This window comes from Streptococcus oralis (genome assembly GCF_026782085.1).
In the GTDB taxonomy this organism is placed as follows: domain Bacteria; phylum Bacillota; class Bacilli; order Lactobacillales; family Streptococcaceae; genus Streptococcus; species Streptococcus oralis_DA.
This window is the reverse complement of the sequence record NZ_JAKUVW010000001.1, coordinates 95,556-119,013: the sequence shown is the minus strand read 5'-3', so window position 1 is coordinate 119,013 and position 23,458 is coordinate 95,556. Positions and strand designations below refer to the sequence as shown.

Sequence of the window (23,458 nt, the reverse complement as noted above, 5' to 3'; positions counted from 1 at the left end):
TGTAATCAGAAATTATTTTTACAGTAGGTATAAAAAGGCTAAGGTCAAGAGACTTGCTAGAAGCCCAACTCCCCAAAAGAAGAAGTCAACCTTCCACTCGCTCCAAGGATTGCCCTTGCCTGAGAATCCTCCAAGCTCAAAATGGTGATGCACAGGTGTCATACGGAAAATACGCTTCCCACCACTAAGTTTAAAGTAGGTGACCTGCATCATGACAGAGCTTGTCTCAAAAACATAGATAATCCCAATCAACAAAAGGGTCCATTCTTGGTGGAGAGCCATAGAAATAGCTGCCAGCATCCCACCTAGAGCCAAACTTCCCACATCTCCCATAAAGACCTTGGCAGGCTTGTGGTTAAAGACGAAGAAGCCTAACAAACCACCAATCATGGCAATAATCACAAGAAGAATATCCAGTTGATTTTGCATATAAGCAATCACACCATAGGCCGACAAGCTAATCACTACTGAGATACTAGCCAAGCCGTCGATCCCGTCAGTCAGATTCACCGCATTTGAAAAGCCAACTAGCCAGAAAAGGGCAAAGAAAATATAGAAAATTCCCAAATGAACTTGGTAGCCAAAAACTGAAAGCATATCGCCACCACGTTCATAAAAGAGGTAGAAAATCACTCCTCCAAGCAGCTGGAGAGCAAGTTTTTGCTTGGGATTTAAGCCTTCGTTGATTTTACGAAAGACCTTGAGGAAATCATCCAAAAAACCTACCAAACCATACAAAACCAAGATAAACAAAATCATGCCTACATTGTTGGTCAATTGTTGGGTAAAGAGAGCGACAAGGAAGCTCACAACAACTGCAACAATCAGGAAGACAAGACCTCCCATGGTTGGAGTCCCAGCTTTAGCTTGGTGTTGCTTGACATCCTCGTGCATCTGCTGTCCCGTAATCTGTGCTTTTCGATAAAATCGGATAAAGGCTGGAATACCTATCAAGGTCAATAGAAAGGCTAGAATTCCAGCACTAATGGAACTAATCATCTTAATCTCCTAAAGTTATTTTCATTTTTTTAATGTCTTTGAGGGCTGTATTGGCACGGACACTTTGTTTCTTGACCGTTTTGCCACTACCTTCCCACTCGACTTCTATATTCAGCCATTTGGCAAATGTTTGCACATTTTCATCTGTCCAGCCGTACATATCAGGCATTTCTTCGACCTTATCTGACAGGATCAAGATCTGCTGATTGGCTTCCAAATTATCTCCTTCAGAAACCGAGAGTTCCTTGATCTTGGTTCCTGTTCCGATAACGATTGGTTGGACCAGGTTTCGACGCAATTCCTCCGCTAGGTCTCCCGGCGTAAAGTCCTTGGTAGCTGGCATGGCATAACTTGTCGTCTTGCTGACCTGATCTAAGCTCTTGGCAGTTGACTGAAGATTGAGGGATTCTTTCATGGCAGAAGCTCGCTCAAGGATTGGGTTGGCAAACTCTCCTAGCTGAACGCCTGAATAATGCTCTGGCTGTTGCACCGTCACATAGAGGATAAAGTCAGGATTCTCTGCAGGATGCATCGACACAACAGAGAAGATATAGTTGGTTTCACCTGTTAGGTAACCCCCATTCTTCTCATCAGCAATCTGAGCAGTCCCTGATTTCAGGGCAACATTTTGCCCCGGAACATTGACATTTGGTTTTCCTGTGCTGTGGTTGTACATGGTACCGTAGACAGGATCTGTTCCGACCATGACCATGTGATCCCGAGTAGAGGAAGCTGCTGCTTTTGATACAGGATTTCCAACAATTTCCTTTTGAGACTTACGAACAGACTGGTCATTTGGATCATAGAGGGCACTGATAAATTTCGGTTCCAACATAACCCCATCGTTGGCAATGGCTGTAAAGGCACGAAGCATTTGGGTCTGGGTAACAGAAATCCCTTGTCCAAATGAACTCATGGCGATATTGACAATGTTATCAGCAGGCAATTGACCTGTGTACTCATCCGCCAGACCAAAACGGGTCGGCACCCCAAACTTAAAGCGGTTAAGGTAGTCCAACCAAGTTGCATCTCCCATCTTTTGCTCAAGCAAGGTCATCCCGATATTACTTGAGTGGGCAAATCCTTGAGAGAAGGTCATGGTGCCACCACTCGTCAAACCTTCATTGACGTCCCAGTCTCGAATGGTCGCATCTGCTATTTTCAATTCACTGCTGTTAAAGTATTCGCCACCAGGGAAGGTATTGTTATCAATGGCTGAGGCCAACATCATCACCTTCATGGTTGACCCTGGCTCATAGTTACTTTGATAGAGGATATCACGCCAGACAAAGTCTTTTGTGATGCCATCCTTGGTATCTGCGTTAAAGGTCGGCCGTTGGGTCGTAGCCAGGATTTCCCCTGTCTTAGCGCTGACCAAGGTAGCCGTCATATACTTGCCTTTTACCTTTTCCTGAAAGGCATCCATCTGGGTTTCCACAAAGGATTGCAAGGGACTAGAAAGGGTTGTGTATACATCTTTTCCATCTACTGTTTGTTGGGAAGCTTGATCTGTACCCGGAACAATATTTCCCAGACGATCCTTCTCATAGGTGATGATCCCATCTGTACCCGCCAGAATGTTATTTAAAGAACTCTCCAATCCAGATGTCCCAATCAAACGTTTGGTGCCATCCTCATTTTCATGGAGTTGCGCTAAACCGATAAAGGAAGAAGCAAACTGTCCATTGGGATAACTGCGGTTAGGGCTAGTTGTAAAGTCAACTCCCTCAACACCAGCAGTTTTGAGGTCATTTTTAATAGCCATCATATTGGCATAGGTGATCCCATTTCCCTTGGTCCCAAAGGATACCTGTTTTAGATCTGGTTGAGAAAGCTGTTCTTTGACATAAGACTCCTCCATATCCAGATACTTATGGAAAATTTCAGCTACCTTATTAAATTGAGAATCCTCTACATAGAGAATTTTGCCTGTTGCTGACTTGTAGGTCTTATCAATAACGGCATAGATATTATACGAAGTCGCATCCTCAGCAATAGGTGTTCCATTACGATCGTAGATGGTTCCCCGTTTTGCAGGAATCGTCTTGGTTGTTTGATGGACCTTGTTGGCTTCTTGAACCAAGTCCTTACCAAATTTTTTACCCGTTCCGATAATGACCGCAAAGTTGACCAAAAAGACAGCGAAGAGTATGACAGCCAATAAACTCAGGCTTTTCCCTACTCTTCGGCGGTTTTCTTCTGGAGATTTACGGTTACGAACGGCATAACGGATGATTTTTTCTTTCCACTGTTTCATTTCTTACTCCGCTGCTCGGATATTTTCGTTATTCAGCTGCAAATCCTTGGAGTTTGCAATTTCTTTCAAACGTTCTGAACGAATCAATTCATTGACCTCTTGCTTGGCATCATCTAGCTCGGTTTTCTTTTCTTCGATTTGAGCATTGACCTTGGTCAATTCATTCTGAACTTGTAATAGCTTGGTTTGCATAAACACAACACTAATTGCCAGAATAATCATTGTTGCAGCAATCGAAACATAGAAGGCCTTTTCCACACGTGAAAAACCCTTAAACTTCGTTTGCAATAACTGACTTGTTTTTTCGATTCTTTCTGCCATGTTTTTCCTCTTACTTGTGAATTTTTCTAGCCACGCGCAACTTGGCTGAATGCGAACGGTTGTTGGCTTCTAGCTCTTCGGCACTTGGCAAGATTGGCTTACGGGATACCAATTCCATCTTAGGCTTAAGATCGTCTGGAATGAAGGGCAAGCCTTTGGGAACTTCCACTGTTGACGCTTCCTTAAACAACTGTTTGGTCAAGCGGTCTTCCAGCGAATGGAAGGTAATGACCGAGATTCTACCATCCAAAGCCAGCATGTCCATGGCCTGCTGGATGGATTCATCTGCCGCACCCAGCTCATCATTGACTTCGATTCGGATAGCCTGGAAAATCTGCTTGGCAGGGTGTCCCTTTTTCTTGAGCTCCTTGGCAGGTTTGGCAGACTTGATAATCTCTGCCAACTCAGTCGTCGTCTCAATTGGTTTCACCTCACGCGCTTGCTCAATCTTGCGGGCAATCTGTTTAGAAAACTTATCCTCACCATACTTGAAAAAGATACGGACCAGGTCATGATAGTCATAATGATTGACAACTTCATAGGCCGTCAGACGAGCTTCCTGATTCATGCGCATATCCAGTGGCGCATCCTTTTTATAAGAAAAACCACGCTCACGCTGATCTAGCTGAGGACTGGACACTCCCAAGTCATAACAAATTCCATCAATTTCCTTGACACCAGCCTCTTGTAAACGTGCCTGCAAATGACGGAAGTTATCCTTGATAAAGGTTACCATCCCCTTTTCGATATAGGGTGCCAACCGTTTTTGCGCGTTGTCAATGGCATTTTGGTCCTGGTCAAAGGCATAGAGATGCCCTTTTTCGCTCAATTTACTTAATAAATATTCGCTATGGCCTGCTCCACCCAAGGTCGCATCAACATAGATACCGTCAGGTTTCACGTCAAGCATATCAATCGTTTCATGAAGCAAGACCGTTACATGATGAAATTCTTTTGTCATATCTTATCTATTTTACCACAAATCTGACCAGCTTGCACTTGTCAGACAAGGCTAAGTTTCTTCGAAAAAAATTCCCCAAAAAATGTCATATATACTTGACACTCTATCTCCAAAAGAATATAATATAGTCAAATATATGCGACACAAATCAGAAAGGAGAGCAGATGAATCGTGTAAAAGAATTCCGCAAGGAACTGGGCATTTCCCAGCTCGAGCTCGCCAAAGATATCGGTGTCTCGAGACAGACCATCAACATGATTGAAAACGACAAGTACAATCCAACCCTGGAACTCTGTCTCAATCTCGCCCGCAGCCTCCAAACCGACCTCAACAGCCTCTTTTGGGAAGACGATTTTTAAAAAAGGAGCAAACAAATGAAAAAAGAAACTCTCACTGAAAAACTGATCAAACGTACATACGGTATTTCTGGCCCCCTTGACGAACACAAACGGCGCGAGGCCGATCGTATCGGGAATCAGGTCTTTATGATCCTCTTTTATCTCATGATATTTGGCAACCTCATCCCCTTTGTCCTTGCTTATAAATACCCACAAATTGTCGCTATCGGCTATCCTCTCGTGGTATTTGGCATTTCGATGATGGCTGCCCTCTATGTGGTCTCTCAAACCAAAAAAACGGGCATTACAGCTATTGATCCCGAAATGCTGAGTCAGAAAGAAAGCAAACAGCTCCATTTTCCTGGTCTAAAAGCCGGTCTGATCTATGGAATAGCGATATTTTTTATAATGCCATTCATCGATACCCTAACAAGTGAAAATCCAGATTTCATCAGTTCTCTTCTGAATACAAAACATATTTTAAAAACGATACTGGGAGCTTTCTTTTTCGGACTGATGATGCAAATTATCGTCTCTCTTCGCATTCGAAAATCTAAGAAAGAGCAAGAAGACGACTAGGAGGTGCCTTATGAAATCACTAGCTAGACTACTGATCAGTCATGTTTTTATCAGTATCTTTGTTACCTTTTTCCTACTTTCTGGACATATTGAGCATCCTTTCTTGATTATCTTTCTTTTATTCCTTCCTGTATTGAACAAGGGACAGAGATTCCAGAAAATCCAATCAAAAAAAATACGTCTTCTAAACGCATCTCTCTGTTTTATACTCGTATCCTTTCCACAACTTTTAACAAATCCTATGGATTGGAGATACCTAGTATTTCTAATAATCTGTATCATTTCGAGTTTGGTTTACTTCTATACTCTCTATCAACTCTTTAAAGAAATCAATCAAAAATCGCTCATTTAGGAGATTACTCCCATGAAAAAAGAAGATCTCACCACTCGCTTACTCAAACTATTCTTTCACATACAAGGGCCTTTTGATGAATGCCGTCAAGAGATGATTTACAAGGCTTGTGCCCGTGCCTTGATCCAAATCGTTTACTCCTCCCTCCTACTCTTCTTGTTCTATCTCCTATTTGGACGCTTCATAGGGTTGGTTCGAGATGCCATGCCCTACCTCTATTTTGGACTTATCTTCGTCCTCGCATCTAGGGCGAGACTAGTAGTTCGCAACTTACATTTAGACAAGGATGACCCGTCCGAAATCCATCACAAAAGCTACAGCAAAAGCCAAATCAAAGTTCGTAGTTGGGGTGTATTCATCAGTATTCAGCTTGGTCTCTTCCTCTTACTAATCTTTCATAAACTCTTTGTTCAGCATCTTCCTCTCGACACCTTTTGGGACAATCTCTCCCAGTTCGATAAAATGCTCCCTTTACTAGTCTTGGGTTTAGGAATTGGAGCCATCTTTGGAACCATGACCTATGCCTTTTTATCGGAACACGAGGTGAAACACTCTGAATCAGGAATGCATAAGGAGAATATAGAAAAATGACCAGTGTATATGATTTTTCCGTTTTAAACCAAAACGACCAAGCAACTCCCCTGAAGAGCTATCGTGGCAAGGTTCTCTTGATTGTCAACACTGCTACTGGATGTGGTTTAACGCCCCAGTACCAGGGACTTCAAGAACTCTATGAACGCTATCAAGATCAGGGCTTTGAAATCCTAGATTTCCCTTGCAATCAGTTCATGGGACAAGCACCCGGCAGCGCAGAGGAAATCAATAGCTTCTGCAGTCTACACTATCAGACAACTTTCCCTCGCTTTGCCAAGGTCAAGGTCAACGGCAAGGAAGCAGATCCTCTTTATGTTTGGCTAAAAGACCAGAAAGCTGGTCCACTAGGAAAACGAATCGAATGGAATTTTGCTAAGTTTCTCATTGGCCGAGATGGGCAAGTCCTTGAGCGCTTCTCTTCCAAAACAGACCCCCAAACCATCCAAGAGTTTATTCAAAAATTACTCTGATTTCTTTTTAAAACGCATCCTTTCATTTAGTTTGAGTCCTGAAAGGATGCGCTTTTTCTTTAAAAAGTAACTGATTTTCTTTAATTTATATTTATTTTTTTGCTTTTTGCTATTGCAATTCTTTCATTAATTTAGTATATTTGTTATATTAAAAACTTTTAGTCATTTTAAGGGAGAAATGGCCTATTAAATTTTTTTATCTTAAAATGAAAGCGCTTTATACAAAGGAGGTAAGGTGGCTTACAAATTATCAGAGAGTTTTTTTCATTAAATCAAGTTGTAACCAAGTCAGACTTGGGCTTGGGCAGTAGCTGACTGCCTTTCTAAAAACTAGGAGTATATTATGAATCGATACCTTTTTGAAAAAGGGCAAACATTTAGCATTCGGAAGTTGACTGTAGGTGTGGCATCTGTTATCGTGGGACTGGCATTTTTTGCTTCTGGAACCGTGCGTGCAGACGAAACGTCTCCTGCTACGACATCCAATTTAGATCAGCAAATGAAACAAGTCGCAGATATAGAAGCGACCAAGGTTGAACCAGTCAAAGAAGAAGGCCGTGTAGAAGCTGAAAAACAAGAAACACCTGCTGCCGATACCAACAGTGCTGACTTGCTCCCTGAAGACATTCAGGACCGTGCCTATCCCGACACACCTGTCAAAGAACTCGATACGACTACTATCGTTGACCAAAAAACTAGTCCAAAAGTAGAAACTAAGAGCATTCTAAAGGACAAGGAAGAAGCTCCAAAAGAAACTGAGAACGGAAACCGTGCCATCATTAACGGTGGACAAGACCTCAAACACATCAACTACGAGGGACAACCTGCTACTGCTGCTACTATGGTTTACAGCACTTACAATGCAGGAGAACAACGCTACCTCGTTTCAGGCTCAGGTATCTTTGTAGCACCTAACCTGATTCTTACCGTTGCTCATAACTTCCTAGAAGCCAATAAAGAAACTAGCGAAGGTCACATTCGTGGTGGAAAATCTGCCCAGTTTTACTATAACGTTGGTTCAAACAGCGAAAAGAAAAACTCACTGCCATCTTCTGGGACTACGGTTTTATTCAGAGAAAAGGACATCCATTTCTGGAACAAGAAAGAGTTTGGCAAAGGCTATAAGAATGACCTTGCTCTTGTAGAAGCTCCTATTCCTCTTCCGATTGCTAGTCCAAACAAAGCAGCAACCTTTGCGCCTTTAGCGGAGCACAAGACACATCAGCCGGGAGAAGCCATCAGTACGATTGGCTACCCAACTGACTCGAGCTCAAAAGAACTGAAACAACCTATCCTAGCTGGTCAGCTTTACAAGGCAGATGGGACCATCCGATCTGTTGAGTCCTATGATGATAAGGGAACAACCGGTATTACCTACAAAACCACTTCTGTATCTGGTTTGTCTGGTGGCGGGATTGTCGATAGCCAAGGAAAAGTTCTGGGTGTCCATCAACACGGAACCGTTGACAATGGTGTGGCTGAAAAGGATCGCTTTGGTGGCGGACTCGTCCTTTCACCTGAACAACTGAAATGGGTGAAGGACATGATTGCCAAGTATGGTGTGAAAGGCTGGTACCAAGGTGATAACGGAAATCGTTACTACTTTACCGATGAAGGACGTATGCTTCGGAACGAAACAGCTGTTATCGGAAGCAACGAATATTCCTTCAACCAAGATGGGATTGCTACCTTGACCAAGGGAGTTGAATACGGTCGTGTGGTTATTCAACACGAAGACGAAGAAGGAAATCCTGTCAAAGATAATGACACCTTTATCGAACAGACAGCTGTTGATTCGCCATTTGACTATAATTTCAAAAAAGAAATTGAGAAGACGGACTTCTATCAGAAGAATAAAGACAAATACGAAATTGTATCCATTGATGGCGTAGCAGTTAATAAACAGCTAAAAGATGCTTGGACTGAAGATTACAATGTTGTCAGCAAAGCGCCTGCCGGTACACGTGTCATCAAGGTGGTCTATAAAGTTAACAAAGGCTCCTTCAAAGTTTACTACCGTCAAAAAGGAACCACTACTGAACTAGCGGAAGCGACAGTTGATAACAATGAAGGTCAAGAGTATGACGTTTCCTTTGTCAACACCTTCCATGCAAAAGACATTGCTGGCTACCGTCCAGTCAAAACCAGCCTGGAAGCAAGGATCCAGCATAAAGGTGTGAATGAGGTCGTCTTTGAATACGAGCCAGTCGCTGATACAGCCAATCCAACGACACCGACTCCACCAGTCGCTCATCCAGAAGATAAAGAAACCGAGATTGGCAATCATGGACCTCTTCCAAGCAAGGCTCAACTCGATTACCACAAGGAAGAATTGGCAGCCTTCATCCACTATGGAATGAACACTTATACCAATTCTGAATGGGGAAATGGGAAAGAAGACCCCCGGTACTTCAATCCAACCAACTTGGATACTGACCAGTGGATTCGCACTCTGAAGGAAACGGGCTTCAAACGAACCATTATGGTTGTTAAACACCACGACGGATTCGTTGCTTACCCATCTAAGTACACCAACCATACCGTAGCTGCTAGTCCATGGAAAGATGGAAAGGGTGACCTTCTCGAAGAAGTTTCCAAGTCTGCTAGCAAGTATGACATGAATATGGGTGTTTACCTATCACCATGGGATGCCAACCATCCTAAATACCATGTTGCAACCGAAAAAGAATACAACCAATACTACCTCAACCAACTGAAAGAAATCCTTGGTAATCCGAAATACGGTAACAAAGGGAAATTTATCGAAGTTTGGATGGACGGTGCGCGTGGTAGCGGTGCCCAAAAAGTAACCTATACTTTTGATGAATGGTTCAAATACATCAAAGAAGCCGAAGGAGATATTGCTATCTTCTCTGCTCAACCGACAAGCGTTCGCTGGATCGGAAATGAACGAGGGATTGCAGGTGACCCTGTATGGCATAAAGTCAAAAGAGCCAACATCACAGATGATGTGAAAAACGAATACCTCAACCATGGTGACCCTGATGGTGATATGTACTCTGTAGGGGAAGCTGACGTTTCGATCCGTTCGGGCTGGTTCTATCATGACAACCAACAGCCGAAATCACTCAAAGAATTGATGGACATCTACTTCAAGTCTGTTGGTCGTGGAACCCCACTCCTTCTCAATATTCCACCAAATAAAGAAGGAAAATTTGCAGATGCGGATGTGGCTCGCTTGAAGGAATTCAAAGCAACCCTAGACCAAATGTATGCGACTGACTTTGCCAAAGGTGCCACCGTAACAGCAAGTTCGACTCGTCAAAACCATCTCTACAAGGAAAGCCACCTCACAGACGGTAAAGATGACACCAGCTGGGCGCTCTCAAATGATGCCACAACCGGTAGCTTTACAGTCGATTTGGGGCAAAAGAGACGCTTTGACGTCGTTGAACTCAAGGAAGATATCGCCAAAGGTCAACGTATCTCTGGTTTCAAGATTGAAGTTGAAATCAACGGACGTTGGGTGACATACGGCGAAGGTTCGACCGTTGGTTACCGTCGCTTGGTTCAAGGCAAGCCTGTAGAGGCACAAAAAATCCGTGTAACCATCACCGGTGCTCAAGCAACTCCAATCTTGACCAACTTCTCTGTCTACAAGACACCAAGCAGCATTGAAAAGACAGATGGCTACCCTCTTGGACTTGAATACCACTCAAACACAACAGCGGATACAGCCGGAACAACTTGGTACAATGAATCTGAAGGTGTTCGTGGCACTTCTATGTGGACCAATCAAAAAGATGCCAAAGCAAGCTATACCTTTACAGGAACCAAGGCCTATGTCGTCTCTACAGTCGACCCAGGTCATGGAGAAATGTCCGTCTACGTTGATGGTCAAAAAGTTGCGGATGTGCAAACTAAGAACGCTAGCCGTAAACGTAGCCAAAAAGTCTTTGAGACAGGCGATTTAGCACCAGGCCAACACACTATTACTCTTGTAAACAAAACAGGCGAACCAATTGCTACAGAAGGAATCTACACCCTAAACAATGATAGTAAAGGGATGTTTGAACTCGAGTCTACCAACTACGAAGTCGAAAAAGGAAAACCAGTCACTGTTAAAATTAAACGTGTTGGTGGAAGCAAGGGGGCTGCTACTGTGCGCTTCATCACAGAACCTGGAACTGGGGTTCACGGTAAAGTTTACCAAGATACAACTCAAGATGTGACTTTTGAAGATGGAGAAACAGAAAAGACTGTTACCATCCCAACGATTGACTTTACAGAACAAGCCGACTCTATCTTTGACTTTAAAGCCAAGCTCACTTCTGTTTCTGATGGTGCCTTGCTCGGTTTTGCTACCGATGCAACCATCCAAGTGATGAAAGCTGAATTGCTAATCAAGGATCAAACAAGCTATGATGACCAAGCTAGTCAGTTGGATTACAGTCCTGGCTGGCACCATGAAACCAATTCCGCAGACAAGTATCAAAAAACAGAGTCTTGGGCTTCCTTTGGTCGCTTAACTGATGAGCAAAAGAAAAAGACAACTGTCACAGCCTACTTCTACGGTACTGGACTTGATATCAAGGGCTATGTCGATCCAAATCATGGTATCTACAAAGTCTTCTTAGATGGCAAAGAAGTTCCTTACCAAGATGGAATGGGAAATGCTTCAACTATTGACGGTAAGAAATACTTTAGCGGTCGTGCAGCCCAACGCCAAGGCAATCAAACTCTAGTTAGCCTAAAAGGTCTGGACGAAAACTTGCACGCAGTCACCCTTCAACTAGATCCTGATCGAAACGATTTGTCTCAAAATATCGGTATCCAGGTAGACCAATTCATCACTCGTGGCGAAGGCAGCGAACTCTACAGCAAGGCAGATATCATCCAGTCTATCTCTAAATGGAAAGATGATCTGTCCAACTTTGACCCAGCAGGCTTGAAGAATACGGCTACTGCACGCCAAGCTTTCCAAGCAAATCTAGAAAAATTGAGAAACCAACTCAGTGCTGATGCAGTGGATGTTCAGGATGTTATGTTGACAGTCAGTGCCCTACAAGATATCCTATCCAAGGATGAGAACTATCAAAGAGGCCAAGAGGAACCTAGTCCAGAGCAACCGGAACAGCCTGAAGAACCTGAGAAACCTGACCAGCCTGAGCAACCAGCTGAACCAAAACAATCTGAAATTGAGTATGATAAAGCTATGGACAGCTTGACAAAAGCTATCGAGAAAAAAGTCGCTGAGCTTGGATCCAACAAGGAAGCTAAGAAGAAATTATTAGCAATTGCTGACCAAGCCATTGCTGCAATCCAAGAAGCTAAAACTCAGGAAGCAGTCAATAAAGCGCTAGAAACTGCTCTCGAACAAATCAACAAACTCGAAGCGGCTCAGCCTGAGAAACCTGCTGAACCTGAAAAACCAGTTCAGCCTGAAAAACCAACTCAACCTGAGAATCCAGTTCAACCTGAAAAACCGGCTCAGCCTGAGAAACCTGCTCAACCTGAGAAACCAGCTCAGCCTGAAAAACCAACTCAACCGGAAACTCCGGCTCAACCTGAAAAACCAGCGCAACCGGAAACTCCAGCGCAACCGGAACAACCTGCCAAGCCTGAAAAGCCAGTTCAACCTGAAAAACCTGCTCAGCCTGAGAAACCAGCACAACCTGAAAAACCTGCTGAGCCTGAAAAGCCAGCTCAGCCTGAAAAACCAGTTCAACCGGAAACGCCAGCGCAGACTGAAAAACCTGCTCAGCCTGAAAAACCAACTCAACCGGAAACTCCGACTCAACCGGAAACTCCAGCGCAACCTGAGAAACCAATTACTTCTTCAAGTCCTGAGGAAGGGGTTAAAGACCTTGTCTTTACACTTCCAAGCTTGGAAATCGTCAATAAGATCGTACCGTTCAAGACGATTCGTCGCGAAAACCCACAATTAGACAAAGGAAAAGAGCAAGTTCTATCAGAAGGAAAAGACGGTCTCTTAGTCGAGTATGTTGAAGTGGACGGTGACAATCGCAAGGTTCTCCAAACAGAAGCAACACCAGCTCAAGATCGAGTCATTGAGGTAGGTAGCAAACAAAGCTCAGTTGGAACAGAAGCGCCACCAGTTGTGACTCTTCCTGAGTATGTTCTACCAAGAGAGACTGAAAAACCTGCTCCAGCCGTAACAGATAACTCATCATCAAAAGATGAAAAAGCTCCTGTTACAGCTACAATCAAAGAAGACAAGGAAAGACTACTCCCTGCAACTGGGGAACAAGAAGCAACTGCCTTCCTCTTCTTGGCAGCCATTACTTCTATCTTGTCTCTCCTCATTTTCCAAAAGAATTTCAAAGACTAATAACCCTCTTTGATTGATTCTTTCTAATGACTCAGTTCCCCCGTTGAGAAGACCATTTGGTCTTCTCTTTTTCTATCTGTAAAATTAAAAAACATCCACAAATGTACATGGATGTTTTGGTATGACTCTATAAAGTAAGATGATCATTGAAGATAGCTGTTCTCAAATCCAACCACGTTTTCAAATAAACGCTCATCTAAAAAAGAGTGGCCCTTGTCTTATCTCATCAGAACTACCATCATAAGTTTCTGCAAAAACTCCACAGATAAAAGATGGTGTTTCGAATTCCTATACCATGAGATTTTCTGACGTTCACAAGCCATCTTTCCTAAATCAGACTTCCCTCTTCCACACCTAGTCACTGACTACTATTTTTGAGTCCAGCGTATGCATAGGTTCGATTTCTGGGACACTCTTTTTCCGTCACCACCCTAAAATAAAAGCGATGCTCCCGCCCATCCTTGGCATTTTCCTTGTTTAAGACAAAGTAGTTCTTCTGATTCATCGCCATGGTGCGTAGGATATCATCGATCAAAAAAGTCAAGGGAACATTCATAGCAGAGTATTTTTGAAAATCCTCTTCAAAACGAATATAGGCATCAGAAAAATAATCCATCTGCAGTTTGTTTTCATACAACTCTTTTCTAGTCATAAACTCCCTCCTCCCACAGTCGAATTTCGAGGACATCTACTACCTCTACCAGCCTATAGCCCTCATTGGTCCTAATAGATAGAGTTTGAGGTGATAATTCACTCACCTCGCCAATGATCGTGGTTTTCTGCTTCTTTTCCTTGACCACAAAGTATCCCTTTAGTTGCCCGACATACAGCTGCGAAAGCAAGAGTAGCTTCTCAACGGAATTCAAATCTGTCGAAAAAGCAACCCGATTTCTTTCTTCACCGAGTGAACTAGTATGCTCTGAGAGGAAAAAGCCCATCCACTTCTGCATCCCTGGATCTTGATAGTCACGCGCAGATTGAAAGGGTAAATAAGAACGATCAATCATTTTAGTCCATCTAATCCTCCAGCAGAATGCCCCCCAATCAGCTTGCTTCTGGCAAGACTCCTAGAGGCTTCTTCCAGTGCATTGGCCTTTAAGAGGGAGGTAAAACCAAATTGTTCCCGAATGGCATCAATAGCCGTCTGGAGCCTTTCTTCTTTTTCTAACTTGTCAACATCATCAAAGAGGGAGATTAAGCCAAAGGACTCGTCCACAAATCCTGAATAGTTGACTCCGACACTTCTGACCGCTCCAGAAGTGTATTTATTATGAAATAGCTTCAAAACGTGGTCTGTTAAGACAGCTGTATTATTGGTCGGTTCAACCTTCATTTGTGTATGAATAGACGGCCTAACCTCCTGTTTAGAGAAACCAATATAGATAGAGACAAGGGTTGTTTTCTTGCCCGCCCTTCTCAGTCTAATAGCCACCTGCTCCGCCATTTCTCGAAGAATAATTTCGATATCCCGTAGCTTCACGTAGTCTCTCGGCAAGATTTGAGAATTTCCTAACCCTTGGGACTTAGCTTTATAGGGCCTGTGAACATTGCTCTCGTCAATCCCGTTAGCATGAAACCACAAACGCAGGCCAGCCTGACCAAGTGTTTTCTGTAGCTGGTCTGGATTACTGGTGGCCAATTCTCTGATGGAAAAAATCCCCAGAGCATGCAAGCGTTTCTCCATCCGCCTGCCAATCCCCCAAAAGTCCGTCATCTTGGGAATAGCCCAGACCTTCTCTTCCACATCCTTGTAAGACCAGTTGGCCCTCATGGTCGGAGTGTGCTTGGCCTCATTATCCAGAGCCAACTTGGCCAGTAAGGGATTGGCATTGGACATACCCACCGTAGAGTAGATCCCTGTCTGCCTCCAAATATCCCTCTGGATACGAGCAGAAAGCAGATCCAGCTTGTCTTTGCGAGAGAGACTCTTGTCTGGGATAAAATAGTTGAGCGAACTAGTCAGATCGATAAAGCCCTCATCGATAGAGTAGGGATAAATATCATCTGGACTACCATAGTTTTGAAAGATTCGCTGGATTTCCATATTGACCGCTATGTACTCATCCATCCTAGGTGGCACAATCAAAGTCACTTGAGCCCAATCTTCGATGTAGCGAACATAGTCTGAGTCAGTAGGCAAGCCTTGCTTTCGAGCATTGTAATAGGAAAATTTGCGCGTTTTGATATCAAAAGGCAGATCATAGGCCCGGCCAACATTAGACTTACCAAAAATCTTCTTAAACATGGGAGAGGAAGCTAAGATAAGACCAGTAGAATTATCCGCGCGACTCATGACACAAAGCGAGGTCTTCAGCGGATGCAAGCCCCGTTTCACACACTCAACGCTGGCATAAAAGGATTTCATATCGACAAAGGCAATGTCACTTTTGGGCTCTCTGGAATAATCAAAGTAGCCCATAGGCTAACCCTCCATCGGCACAAAATTCCCAACGATAATCCCCACAATCCGAGGATCTTCCTCATAGGAGATGAAAATGTCCTTGTATTTAGGATTTATAGAAACCAGACGCAAACCATCTTCCTCCCGATAGACCCGTTTGATATAGGTCTGGTTGTTGCAGACTACTGCATAAACTGCCCCATCATAGTCAAATCCTGTCTCCCGAATCAGAGCCACCGAACCATTTTGATATTTAGGTTCCATAGAGTCCCCCGACACCCAGGACGCAAAATCATGGGCCAACTCCTCGTTAAAGTAAACCGTATCAAAATTCTGGTCATCGTAGACCGAAGCCCCAATCCCTGCTGACATGCGTTCGTAGACACGGTATTCGTAGAGTCGATTGGGCATGGTCGTCACCTTCTGAGTTTGTTCCTCTTGAGCCAGGTTGCGAGCATAGAGTACAACCTTGTCCTTCCCTTGCTTGGAGAGACTATTGTAGAGACGGACAATCTCTATCTGGGTGAAATAACCTTTTGCGACTTTTAAAATCTTCTCTAGCTGAGCAACCTTCTCCTTGGATGGTTCCTTAATCCCGCGTTCCCAAGCGGAGTACGCCTGAAAACTAATCCCAAGTTGCTCTGCAATCTCTTTTTGTGTCAGTTTTAGCTCTTTTCTCCGAGCCTTGAGTTTTTCTGGTTGGTACATGATTCACCCCCTAGTGTGATGCTTTATTGAGAATATCTCTCTTAGAAAAACAAATCGACGGTTGAGCTTATATCTCTAAAACTCAACCAATCCGGTTTAGTTTTATTATATAAAAAAAGTGGACGATTGTCCACTGGGAAAATCAAATTTTAACAGACACAACTGGAAATTATGAACAAAAAACTGGACTAGACCTAGCGACTCCTACTCTAATTTTTGCAACAGCTTTACAACTTGCTGATTATCAATCCTCACATAGTATACACCACTATCATTGACAAGTTTATCCTCTTTATACTTAGCAATTTTGACAGCATAAAGACCTCTTGGTAGGGGTTGGTTGGCAAAAAATTCCTTCATGAGCCTTTCAAGCTCTTTAAGATAGTCATCATATAAGAGGTCTCTTTTCTCCTTCGGAACGAAATATTGAAATTCAAATGTTGGTATAAAAATCTCTTTTTGAAAAAGATATTGAGCATCCATTGGATACATTCCTTGCAGAGCTTGGCCCTTGCTTTGATTTTCTTCTAATATTTCATTATAAAGATAGATATTATCAGATTGGTTATTAAATTCAAAACCAATACCTTGATACTTCAAATCCGGCAGTTTAGGATCTTTGATTGAACTGTCCAGTGTTTTTAAAAATTCGCTGGTGCCTGGACTAACTTCAATCCCTAAATAGGCTAATTCTGGGAAAACATCATAAATTTTTTTACCATTTTTGTAATCAACTTCTGCATCTGTCTTTCCATATGTTTCATTTTTCGAAAAGCGAGTATAGTATTTAAATCGAGTTTTAACCTCATAGGTTTTTCCTGCTATATTTTCACTGTAGGTACCATGGATTATAAATCCTCCCACGCTTGTATAGTTTTTCTCGTATTTTTCTAACTCAAACTGTCCTGTAAGACCGTAATTTTGATAAGAACGATGCACAGCTTGCTCAATCTCAGTTCGATTTGCATGGGCAAACAGCCCCCACATATCCATTAGAGAAAGAATAGGACTGAACACTGTGAAGATTACGATTGGGATCACTATGGATAAGCAACCTATTAATAGCCAATTTCTTTTCTTGGAATTCCCTTCAGATTTTTTAGCAGTTTTCTGTTTTCTTTTTAAGATTAGAATGAGCAAAACCAAGATTCCTAATACAAATAAAACCAATCTACACTCTCCTTTTATCGTGGATAGCTGTTAACAGGTGTATAGGAAGGAGGCTAACAGAAATACTCTTCTCACCTGCTAACTTATCCTGAAATCCATAAACTCGTCTGAAATGAGGAACAATCCTTATCCCATTATATCACATGAGCAATACCGTAAGAAGAGAAAAGTAAAAAATGTCTTTGTTTATTATACCACAATATAAAAACAGCTCCTTCCTATCCTATAGGAACAAAGCTATATTTTGGTATCATAAATTTTGGCTTATAGTCATACGGACTTAGATGTATGATGGGAAAATAACTAAAAAAACGAGGAGTTTCTTTAATGTCAAAGTAGCTCCTCGTTTTTGATTTCTATTTAAAGTATTGTGATATTTTGCAATAATCTTTACAGATGCACATTATTTTGTTACACCCTTTTTAATTGTTGTTGCATTTTCATCAAGCCAACGTTGATAAATTTCGGCGAACCGTTCTTCTTCTTCATCACTATAGCCTTTATAAACTACTTTATCTACATCATCACGATTGAAGTAAAACAACTGTTCTGGGTTTAGTCCCATTGGATAAAAAGCAGCAGAATAGTCAAACAAAACATTTTCACCATTCTGTTCAATGGTAACCCCACGATTGAGAATCATTAGCTTTTGACTCCCCTCTTTTAAATAAACAATTGTTCCAATTGGCAAAATAGACATTTTCTTGTTTTCCTTTCAATTTATAATTTCTTTATTTCTACAATGCTATACGCCATCGTATTAGCATTCTTAAACTTCAAATGCATCATTCAACACCAAACACTTTCTGAATGGATTTAATACCTGAATCAATGTCATTTCTAACTTCTCGGCATTCTGTATTTATAGCTCTTCAATTTCAGTTAATGTTAGTGTCTTATAGTAGTCTGGGATTTGTGGCATTCTTAATAGTACAAAGGACCACCACGAAATTATGCCATTTATAACTAATATAGCACTCTCATAACCACTATCAAGTCCTATAAAAAATGCTAAACAAACCGTATTAATTCCAAGAGTAATATACCACCAATCAATCATTCGTTTCCCTTTGGGTTCAAAAACAAGTCGACAGCGTTTACTGTTTTGGGGAACTCTTGATTCAAACTTTCCTACCGCACTTTTTTCATAAAAGACAGCCATAAGATAAGACAAAAATACAGAGAAAGCAAATAACACTACTTTCATTAAAATTTGCTGATTGATTCCCCAGCTAATAAAGGCATCTTTCATCAGCGTATGAGAGATGCCAACAAGTGGCTGAATCATGATAACTAAAGCAGTAGATGCGCCTATTGGTGTTTTCGATTTTATTCTAAAACTATCATTAGATGGAGATAGCTCAACCATTTCAGCGGTAACCTCTTTCGGAAGTGAACCGAAGAAATAGGATTTGCCTTTTATAGTGGTAGGATCTAAGATATAACTTTTATTCTTAAACTCAACAATTCTAAAAACTGCTATATTCGAATACTTAAATTTTAATTCCACATTTACCACCCAAACACTTTCTGAATTGATTTAATACCTGAATCAATGTCATTTCTAGCTTCTCAACGTTCTGTATTTATAGCTCTTCAATTTCAGTTAATGTTAGTGTCTTATAATACTCTGGGATTTGTGGCATTCTCAGTATTACAAAAAACCACCATGAAATTATGCCATTTATAACCAATATAGCACTTTCATAACCACTATCAAGTCCTATAAAAAATGCTAAACAAACCGTATTAATTCCAAGAGTAATATACCACCAATCAATCATTCGTTTCCCTTTGGGTTCAAAAACAAGTCGACAGCGTTTACTGTTTTGGAGAACTCTTGATTCAAACTTTCTTACCGCACTTTTTTCATAAAAGACAGCCATAAGATAAGACAAAAATACAGAGAAAGCAAATAACACTACTTTCATTAAAATTTGCTGATTGATTCCCCAGCTAATAAAGGCATCTTTCATCAGCGTATGAGAGATGCCAACAAGTGGCTGAATCATGATAACTAGAGCAGTAGATGCGCCTATTGGTGTCTTCGATTTTATTCTAAAACTATCATTAGATGGAGATAGCTCAACCATATCAGCAGTAACCTCTTTCGGAAGCGAACCGAAGAAATAGGACTTGCCTTTTATAGTGGTAGGATCTAAGATATAACTTTTATTCTTAAACTCAACAATTCTAAAAACTGCTATATTCGAATACTTAAATTTTAATTCCACATTTACCACCCAAACACTTTCTGAATTTCGTTATAAGTTACATTATACCTTTTTCACTTCTTTAAATTCTAGGTATTTCTTTTGATAAGCATAAGTCAATGGAATAACGCCAGATTCAATCCAAATAAATAGATAGGCCAACAAACCATTCAACACTAGAATTGCAGCTTCTGTTCCATCATCTTCTCCCATATAAATAGAGAAAGCAATTGTATGTAAAATGAGAAATAGATAGGCATGGAATTGTCTTTTTTTCTTATTATTCTGAAAGATTATTTTAAACCTCTTCTTTTCCTGCGATAAACGACTTGAAATTGCCTTCCTTGATTTGATTAAAATACTTTGATAGACAATATAAGCTACCAAAATAGATATAGGAAATAAAGATACTTTTAAATATAGATTATGACTAATATCATAATATCTAAAAATTGATGTTACTACTCTATACAAAAGAAGGCTAAAACCAATAGATACCATACGCATTCCTGAAGGACCCATCTTAATTTTTTTATCAAAATTTTTATTCTGACTATCGAGTTCTATCAAATCAACTTCAAGAGTTTCAGGGGAAAGTCCCCAATAATAACTCTTTGGTGTCGTGGAGTTGGAATCAAGAACGTACTTTTTCTCTCCCATCTCTAACACATCAAAATAAGCAACATCTAATCCTCTAAAATTAATTTTCAAAATTACCACCCAAACACTTTCTGAATTGATTTAATGCCTGAAGCAATGTTGCTCCCTATTTCCTTAACACTTTTTTCAAGATTGTCGCCCATCTCATTTGCTATAGTTTTAATCTCCAAAAAGTTATTATAAGTTATAACTTCTCTATTCCATCAAAAATAATCTCTTGCTTTTCGTAACTTTCTCGGAGTGGTAACATACCTAAGATAACCGTAAAGAAACCCAAAAATAAAATACTGTTAATGATAAGGATAGAGGCCTCTGTCCCATTATCAGTAAATATATAAAACCCCAAACATCCTATAACCATAACGAAAAGAATAGGCAGAAGTTTATACAGTTTTAACTGACGTTGTGGTCTTGCTAATTTGAAAACTATTTGATACTTCGTTTCTTTACTTGAAAGTTTTTGTTGAAGATTATGACGAACTACAAAAGCAATGAACCTGAAAGTAAGATAAGCCAGGGCTATAAAGAGGACAAATAAACCTAATTTAAAAGAAATATTATGGCTAATGTCATAACTCTTAAAAGCATTCGTAACAATCCCATAACAAGCTCCCCCTATTGCTACACCTATTCCAATACCAATCGATTTAGTCATAGTTGGAGCCACACTTTCAAAACGCGTATCTCTTTTATCTAACTTTAAGCATTTAGCTGTGATTTCACTAGGAAGATAACCCCAGAAATAAGTTTTAGGACTAATGCTAGTCATATCCAAAAGATATTTTTCACCTTTAAATTCTACAATTTTATGAAAAGTTTTATTTGTTTCTTTAAATTTTAATTCCACATTTACCACCCAAACACTTTCTGAATTGATTTAATACCTGAATCGATAGCATTTCCAACTTCCTTGATACCTGAATCAATGTTGCTTCCAATTTCCTTAATACTCTTATCCAGATTGTCGCCCATCTCGTTTGCTATAGTTTTAATCCCCAAGAAGTTATTCTCATATGCTACATTTGCAACAACACTTGCTAATATACCTACTCCAATTGCCCAACCAATAGGATTGCTTACGACTGCCGCTGCTACTGTTGTCATACCAACTGCATCCGCTACAACTGCTGTTCCTACAGTTAAAGTTTCCACCACAACAGCTGTTGTCATAACATTAGTAGCCGTATGTGTAAAGGCGCGTCCAGCATTCTCATTTTGTAGGTTGTTCAAAAAGTCCATCCCCATAAATATCGAACTAATCCCTGAAATCCCAAGAGAAGAATTGGTTCCTGGTATAGGGATATTAATTTCTGAAGTTGTCAATTGCTTAAGTAGATTCACAGCATTTGATTTGAATAAAGCATCTGAAAATCCTTTACTATCTGCAGAGTAGGTAACGTTTATATTACCAAACTTATCAGTAGTAGTAAAATACTTAAAATATTCTGATAGTTTAGGATTCTTTGAGCTTAACTTAGAAATTGTTTTTTTAGCAATTTCTTCCAGAGACGTATCTCGGATAGTTTCAAGAAACTCCCCTAGACCGTTTAGGTCAACATTTTTATTAACTTTACTCTCGACATATTTTCGTACAGCATCTTTAACATTCTCTGGTAACTCTTTACCAGGATAACGTTTCCCATACTCTGCAATTGCCTTTATATCATTCTCATCTAATTCAGTTTCATTTTTAATTTTATCTACAACATTTTGATAATTTTGAATTACCTCAGAACGCTTCTTCCACTCATTATTAATATTATTAGCCCAAGGGGCTTGTCCCTCTATTTTAAAAGTTCCATCAAACTTTCCAAAGTCACCTGTGACTTGTTCGAAACCTTGAAAAACTAAGCTCTGTAAACTTTCTGAATCCGAAAACTGGCCACTAGTCGAGCTCGCAAATGACTGCAATTTATCTAATTTTTTTTGTAACTCATCTCGCTTACTCGTTGCATTTGAGATAATTTCTTGAACATTACTTTTATAAGTAGAATCGATGTTCTTTAAATCAGATAAACTGTTCAAAATAGCTTCTTGAGTCGAAATAGTTGTATTTTCCGCTTCAATTTGCTTTTGAAGTGTCTCCTCATCTAGACTTTCTTCACCGACTTGTGAATGGTAAAGAGTCGGTAGTTCACTCGCTTTTCCTCCCAGGCTCTCTGAAAAGAGGATAACTCCTCTCACTAGAGGAACCATTATATTTTCCGCATAGGACTTAGCACTATCATAGGCTTTCCCTTTCAATTCTTCTTCTGAAATCAATTTATTAAAGGCAGTAATGACAGCGTCATAATAATTCGCACGGCTACTTAATACCGTATTCGCTGTGCTACCCTGCGAGTCTGCTGATCCTATGTCTACTTTAATACCCATTTTTCCCCTCCTTTTGCGATTCAAGACGGCGTTGTTGGAAAAGAAGTTCCTCTTTTTCGCCCTCTAGCTTACTCATTGCTTTTTTTAATTCTTCTTTCCTCTCGGTGATAAAATCATCAAGTAGCTGTTCATTCCTTTTTAACTTTTCTATATTTTCAAGGCGATCCATCTCATCTTTCACTGATAACGGATAATAGCCTAATTCTCTATATGGGATGAAGTTCGATTGGCAAAGATCTGTAATCTCCGTCGCAATGGAAAGAAACTGAGTTCTTTCTTCTTCTAGCTTGGATAAATTTGTTTGAATCTGTTGAACACTACATTGAATATCTTCTAATTTTCTTTTCTCCATCCTCACTCCTTAAATAAATTATTTTGAGGAACAAATGACGGATTTGAGTATGGAGAAGGTAGACTGGTTGTCCCATTATTTGGAGTATTCTGCCACATTGTACTTATATTCTCATCTACTACTTCGAATTCATTTGCGACACTATGAATTAGTTTTACGAATTCACTTATTTTCGATTGAATATTTTTAGCAATAGAGGCCTCATTTATGATCAATCTTCTTCCTACCGTATTAGCGGTATAAGAGCTTGTCTTATCTCTAGTAACTGTACCGGCAGTTGTAATGCTATTGCTTGCTGATACAATTCCAGTTGCAATAGTACTTGCCTTGCCTTTTTCACTTTTTACTTGTCCCATGTTCAATAACCTTTTCAATTATCCTTTCTACTATCAAATCG

At 40.6% G+C, this 23,458-nt stretch carries 23 protein-coding genes; 6 read left to right on the top strand and 17 right to left on the bottom strand.

Features of this window, described 5'->3' with window-relative positions; all coding sequences use genetic code 11:
• Nucleotides 1-18 precede the first annotated feature (18 nt).
• The 4 genes from mraY to rsmH are packed head-to-tail and all read right to left on the bottom strand — an operon-like array spanning nucleotide 19 to nucleotide 4,538.
• Nucleotides 19-999, bottom strand: coding sequence for a phospho-N-acetylmuramoyl-pentapeptide-transferase (mraY, locus tag MK395_RS00620; protein ID WP_084921593.1), 981 nt, complete (start codon nucleotides 997-999; stop codon nucleotides 19-21).
• Nucleotide 1,000: 1 nt separating this feature from the next.
• Nucleotides 1,001-3,256: a penicillin-binding protein PBP2X gene (pbp2x, locus tag MK395_RS00615; RefSeq protein WP_215805020.1), complete on the bottom strand. Its 2,256-nt coding sequence runs from the start codon at nucleotides 3,254-3,256 to the stop codon at nucleotides 1,001-1,003.
• Nucleotides 3,257-3,259: 3 nt separating this feature from the next.
• Nucleotides 3,260-3,577, bottom strand: a complete 318-nt coding sequence (gene ftsL / locus MK395_RS00610; protein ID WP_000840795.1) for a cell division protein FtsL — start codon at nucleotides 3,575-3,577, stop codon at nucleotides 3,260-3,262.
• Between the two features lie 10 nt (nucleotides 3,578-3,587).
• On the bottom strand, nucleotides 3,588-4,538 hold the full coding sequence (gene rsmH / locus MK395_RS00605) for a 16S rRNA (cytosine(1402)-N(4))-methyltransferase RsmH (RefSeq protein WP_268703472.1): 951 nt from the start codon (nucleotides 4,536-4,538) through the stop codon (nucleotides 3,588-3,590).
• 164 nt (nucleotides 4,539-4,702) lie between these two features.
• Between rsmH and MK395_RS00600 the strand changes: the two genes are divergently transcribed.
• The 6 genes from MK395_RS00600 to MK395_RS00575 all read left to right on the top strand — a co-directional run bounded on the left by MK395_RS00600 (nucleotide 4,703) and on the right by MK395_RS00575 (nucleotide 13,184).
• Nucleotides 4,703-4,897, top strand: coding sequence for a helix-turn-helix transcriptional regulator (locus MK395_RS00600; protein ID WP_001082470.1), 195 nt, complete (start codon nucleotides 4,703-4,705; stop codon nucleotides 4,895-4,897).
• Nucleotides 4,898-4,912: 15 nt separating this feature from the next.
• Nucleotides 4,913-5,455, top strand: a complete 543-nt coding sequence (locus MK395_RS00595) for a DUF3278 domain-containing protein (protein WP_268711068.1) — start codon at nucleotides 4,913-4,915, stop codon at nucleotides 5,453-5,455.
• Nucleotides 5,456-5,465: 10 nt separating this feature from the next.
• A complete protein-coding gene (locus MK395_RS00590; protein WP_049484333.1) occupies nucleotides 5,466-5,807 on the top strand; it encodes a hypothetical protein in 342 nt (113 codons plus the stop codon).
• Nucleotides 5,808-5,819: 12 nt separating this feature from the next.
• A complete protein-coding gene (locus tag MK395_RS00585) occupies nucleotides 5,820-6,398 on the top strand; it encodes a DUF3278 domain-containing protein (RefSeq protein ID WP_268711067.1) in 579 nt (192 codons plus the stop codon).
• Nucleotides 6,395-6,871: a glutathione peroxidase gene (locus tag MK395_RS00580; RefSeq protein WP_268711066.1), complete on the top strand. Its 477-nt coding sequence runs from the start codon at nucleotides 6,395-6,397 to the stop codon at nucleotides 6,869-6,871. Before MK395_RS00585 ends, MK395_RS00580 begins: the two co-directional genes overlap by 4 nt.
• A gap of 343 nt (nucleotides 6,872-7,214) precedes the next feature.
• Nucleotides 7,215-13,184 carry an alpha-L-fucosidase gene (locus MK395_RS00575; RefSeq protein WP_268711065.1) on the top strand — a complete coding sequence of 1,990 codons (5,970 nt, stop codon included), beginning with the start codon at nucleotides 7,215-7,217 and terminating at the stop codon, nucleotides 13,182-13,184.
• A gap of 358 nt (nucleotides 13,185-13,542) precedes the next feature.
• Here the strand turns inward: MK395_RS00575 and MK395_RS00570 are convergent, their stop codons facing one another.
• The 13 genes from MK395_RS00570 to MK395_RS00510 all read right to left on the bottom strand — a co-directional run bounded on the left by MK395_RS00570 (nucleotide 13,543) and on the right by MK395_RS00510 (nucleotide 23,417).
• Entirely contained in the window at nucleotides 13,543-13,836 is a 294-nt protein-coding gene (locus MK395_RS00570; protein ID WP_049490283.1) for a DUF5960 family protein, read from the bottom strand.
• On the bottom strand, nucleotides 13,829-14,191 hold the full coding sequence (locus MK395_RS00565) for a hypothetical protein (RefSeq protein WP_049490282.1): 363 nt from the start codon (nucleotides 14,189-14,191) through the stop codon (nucleotides 13,829-13,831). The genes MK395_RS00570 and MK395_RS00565 overlap by 8 nt, the downstream gene beginning before the upstream one ends.
• A complete protein-coding gene (locus MK395_RS00560; protein WP_268711064.1) occupies nucleotides 14,188-15,603 on the bottom strand; it encodes a Y-family DNA polymerase in 1,416 nt (471 codons plus the stop codon). Before MK395_RS00560 ends, MK395_RS00565 begins: the two co-directional genes overlap by 4 nt.
• A gap of 3 nt (nucleotides 15,604-15,606) precedes the next feature.
• On the bottom strand, nucleotides 15,607-16,293 hold the full coding sequence (locus MK395_RS00555; protein WP_125422854.1) for an XRE family transcriptional regulator: 687 nt from the start codon (nucleotides 16,291-16,293) through the stop codon (nucleotides 15,607-15,609).
• Between the two features lie 204 nt (nucleotides 16,294-16,497).
• A complete protein-coding gene (locus tag MK395_RS00550; RefSeq protein WP_268711063.1) occupies nucleotides 16,498-17,463 on the bottom strand; it encodes a hypothetical protein in 966 nt (321 codons plus the stop codon).
• Between the two features lie 403 nt (nucleotides 17,464-17,866).
• Nucleotides 17,867-18,163 (bottom strand): DUF4176 domain-containing protein, encoded by a 297-nt coding sequence (locus MK395_RS00545; protein ID WP_000025675.1) that lies wholly within the window; start codon nucleotides 18,161-18,163, stop codon nucleotides 17,867-17,869.
• 162 nt (nucleotides 18,164-18,325) lie between these two features.
• A complete protein-coding gene (locus tag MK395_RS00540) occupies nucleotides 18,326-18,973 on the bottom strand; it encodes a DUF443 domain-containing protein (protein WP_065427672.1) in 648 nt (215 codons plus the stop codon).
• Nucleotides 18,974-19,049: 76 nt separating this feature from the next.
• Nucleotides 19,050-19,706, bottom strand: a complete 657-nt coding sequence (locus MK395_RS00535; protein ID WP_268711062.1) for a DUF443 domain-containing protein — start codon at nucleotides 19,704-19,706, stop codon at nucleotides 19,050-19,052.
• Between the two features lie 33 nt (nucleotides 19,707-19,739).
• Entirely contained in the window at nucleotides 19,740-20,396 is a 657-nt protein-coding gene (locus tag MK395_RS00530; RefSeq protein WP_268711061.1) for a DUF443 domain-containing protein, read from the bottom strand.
• Between the two features lie 124 nt (nucleotides 20,397-20,520).
• Entirely contained in the window at nucleotides 20,521-21,183 is a 663-nt protein-coding gene (locus MK395_RS00525; RefSeq protein ID WP_125413329.1) for a DUF443 domain-containing protein, read from the bottom strand.
• A gap of 2 nt (nucleotides 21,184-21,185) precedes the next feature.
• On the bottom strand, nucleotides 21,186-22,709 hold the full coding sequence (locus MK395_RS00520; RefSeq protein ID WP_125413330.1) for a T7SS effector LXG polymorphic toxin: 1,524 nt from the start codon (nucleotides 22,707-22,709) through the stop codon (nucleotides 21,186-21,188).
• On the bottom strand, nucleotides 22,699-23,061 hold the full coding sequence (locus tag MK395_RS00515; RefSeq protein ID WP_268711060.1) for a hypothetical protein: 363 nt from the start codon (nucleotides 23,059-23,061) through the stop codon (nucleotides 22,699-22,701). The genes MK395_RS00520 and MK395_RS00515 overlap by 11 nt, the downstream gene beginning before the upstream one ends.
• Before the next feature lie 2 nt (nucleotides 23,062-23,063).
• On the bottom strand, nucleotides 23,064-23,417 hold the full coding sequence (locus tag MK395_RS00510) for a TIGR04197 family type VII secretion effector (RefSeq protein WP_125413331.1): 354 nt from the start codon (nucleotides 23,415-23,417) through the stop codon (nucleotides 23,064-23,066).
• Nucleotides 23,418-23,458 lie beyond the last annotated feature (41 nt).

Excerpts from the sequence above, each read along its gene's own strand:
- mraY (WP_084921593.1), bottom strand. The coding sequence starts at position 999 with ATGATTAGTTCCATTAGTGCTGGAATTCTAGCCTTTCTATTGACCTTG.
- pbp2x (WP_215805020.1), bottom strand. The coding sequence starts at position 3,256 with ATGAAACAGTGGAAAGAAAAAATCATCCGTTATGCCGTTCGTAACCGT.
- ftsL (WP_000840795.1), bottom strand. The coding sequence starts at position 3,577 with ATGGCAGAAAGAATCGAAAAAACAAGTCAGTTATTGCAAACGAAGTTT.
- rsmH (WP_268703472.1), bottom strand. The coding sequence starts at position 4,538 with ATGACAAAAGAATTTCATCATGTAACGGTCTTGCTTCATGAAACGATT.
- MK395_RS00600 (WP_001082470.1), top strand. The coding sequence starts at position 4,703 with ATGAATCGTGTAAAAGAATTCCGCAAGGAACTGGGCATTTCCCAGCTC.
- MK395_RS00595 (WP_268711068.1), top strand. The coding sequence starts at position 4,913 with ATGAAAAAAGAAACTCTCACTGAAAAACTGATCAAACGTACATACGGT.
- MK395_RS00590 (WP_049484333.1), top strand. The coding sequence starts at position 5,466 with ATGAAATCACTAGCTAGACTACTGATCAGTCATGTTTTTATCAGTATC.
- MK395_RS00585 (WP_268711067.1), top strand. The coding sequence starts at position 5,820 with ATGAAAAAAGAAGATCTCACCACTCGCTTACTCAAACTATTCTTTCAC.
- MK395_RS00580 (WP_268711066.1), top strand. The coding sequence starts at position 6,395 with ATGACCAGTGTATATGATTTTTCCGTTTTAAACCAAAACGACCAAGCA.
- MK395_RS00575 (WP_268711065.1), top strand. The coding sequence starts at position 7,215 with ATGAATCGATACCTTTTTGAAAAAGGGCAAACATTTAGCATTCGGAAG.
- MK395_RS00570 (WP_049490283.1), bottom strand. The coding sequence starts at position 13,836 with ATGACTAGAAAAGAGTTGTATGAAAACAAACTGCAGATGGATTATTTT.
- MK395_RS00565 (WP_049490282.1), bottom strand. The coding sequence starts at position 14,191 with ATGATTGATCGTTCTTATTTACCCTTTCAATCTGCGCGTGACTATCAA.
- MK395_RS00560 (WP_268711064.1), bottom strand. The coding sequence starts at position 15,603 with ATGGGCTACTTTGATTATTCCAGAGAGCCCAAAAGTGACATTGCCTTT.
- MK395_RS00555 (WP_125422854.1), bottom strand. The coding sequence starts at position 16,293 with ATGTACCAACCAGAAAAACTCAAGGCTCGGAGAAAAGAGCTAAAACTG.
- MK395_RS00545 (WP_000025675.1), bottom strand. The coding sequence starts at position 18,163 with ATGTCTATTTTGCCAATTGGAACAATTGTTTATTTAAAAGAGGGGAGT.
- MK395_RS00520 (WP_125413330.1), bottom strand. The coding sequence starts at position 22,709 with ATGGGTATTAAAGTAGACATAGGATCAGCAGACTCGCAGGGTAGCACA.
- MK395_RS00515 (WP_268711060.1), bottom strand. The coding sequence starts at position 23,061 with ATGGAGAAAAGAAAATTAGAAGATATTCAATGTAGTGTTCAACAGATT.
- MK395_RS00510 (WP_125413331.1), bottom strand. The coding sequence starts at position 23,417 with ATGGGACAAGTAAAAAGTGAAAAAGGCAAGGCAAGTACTATTGCAACT.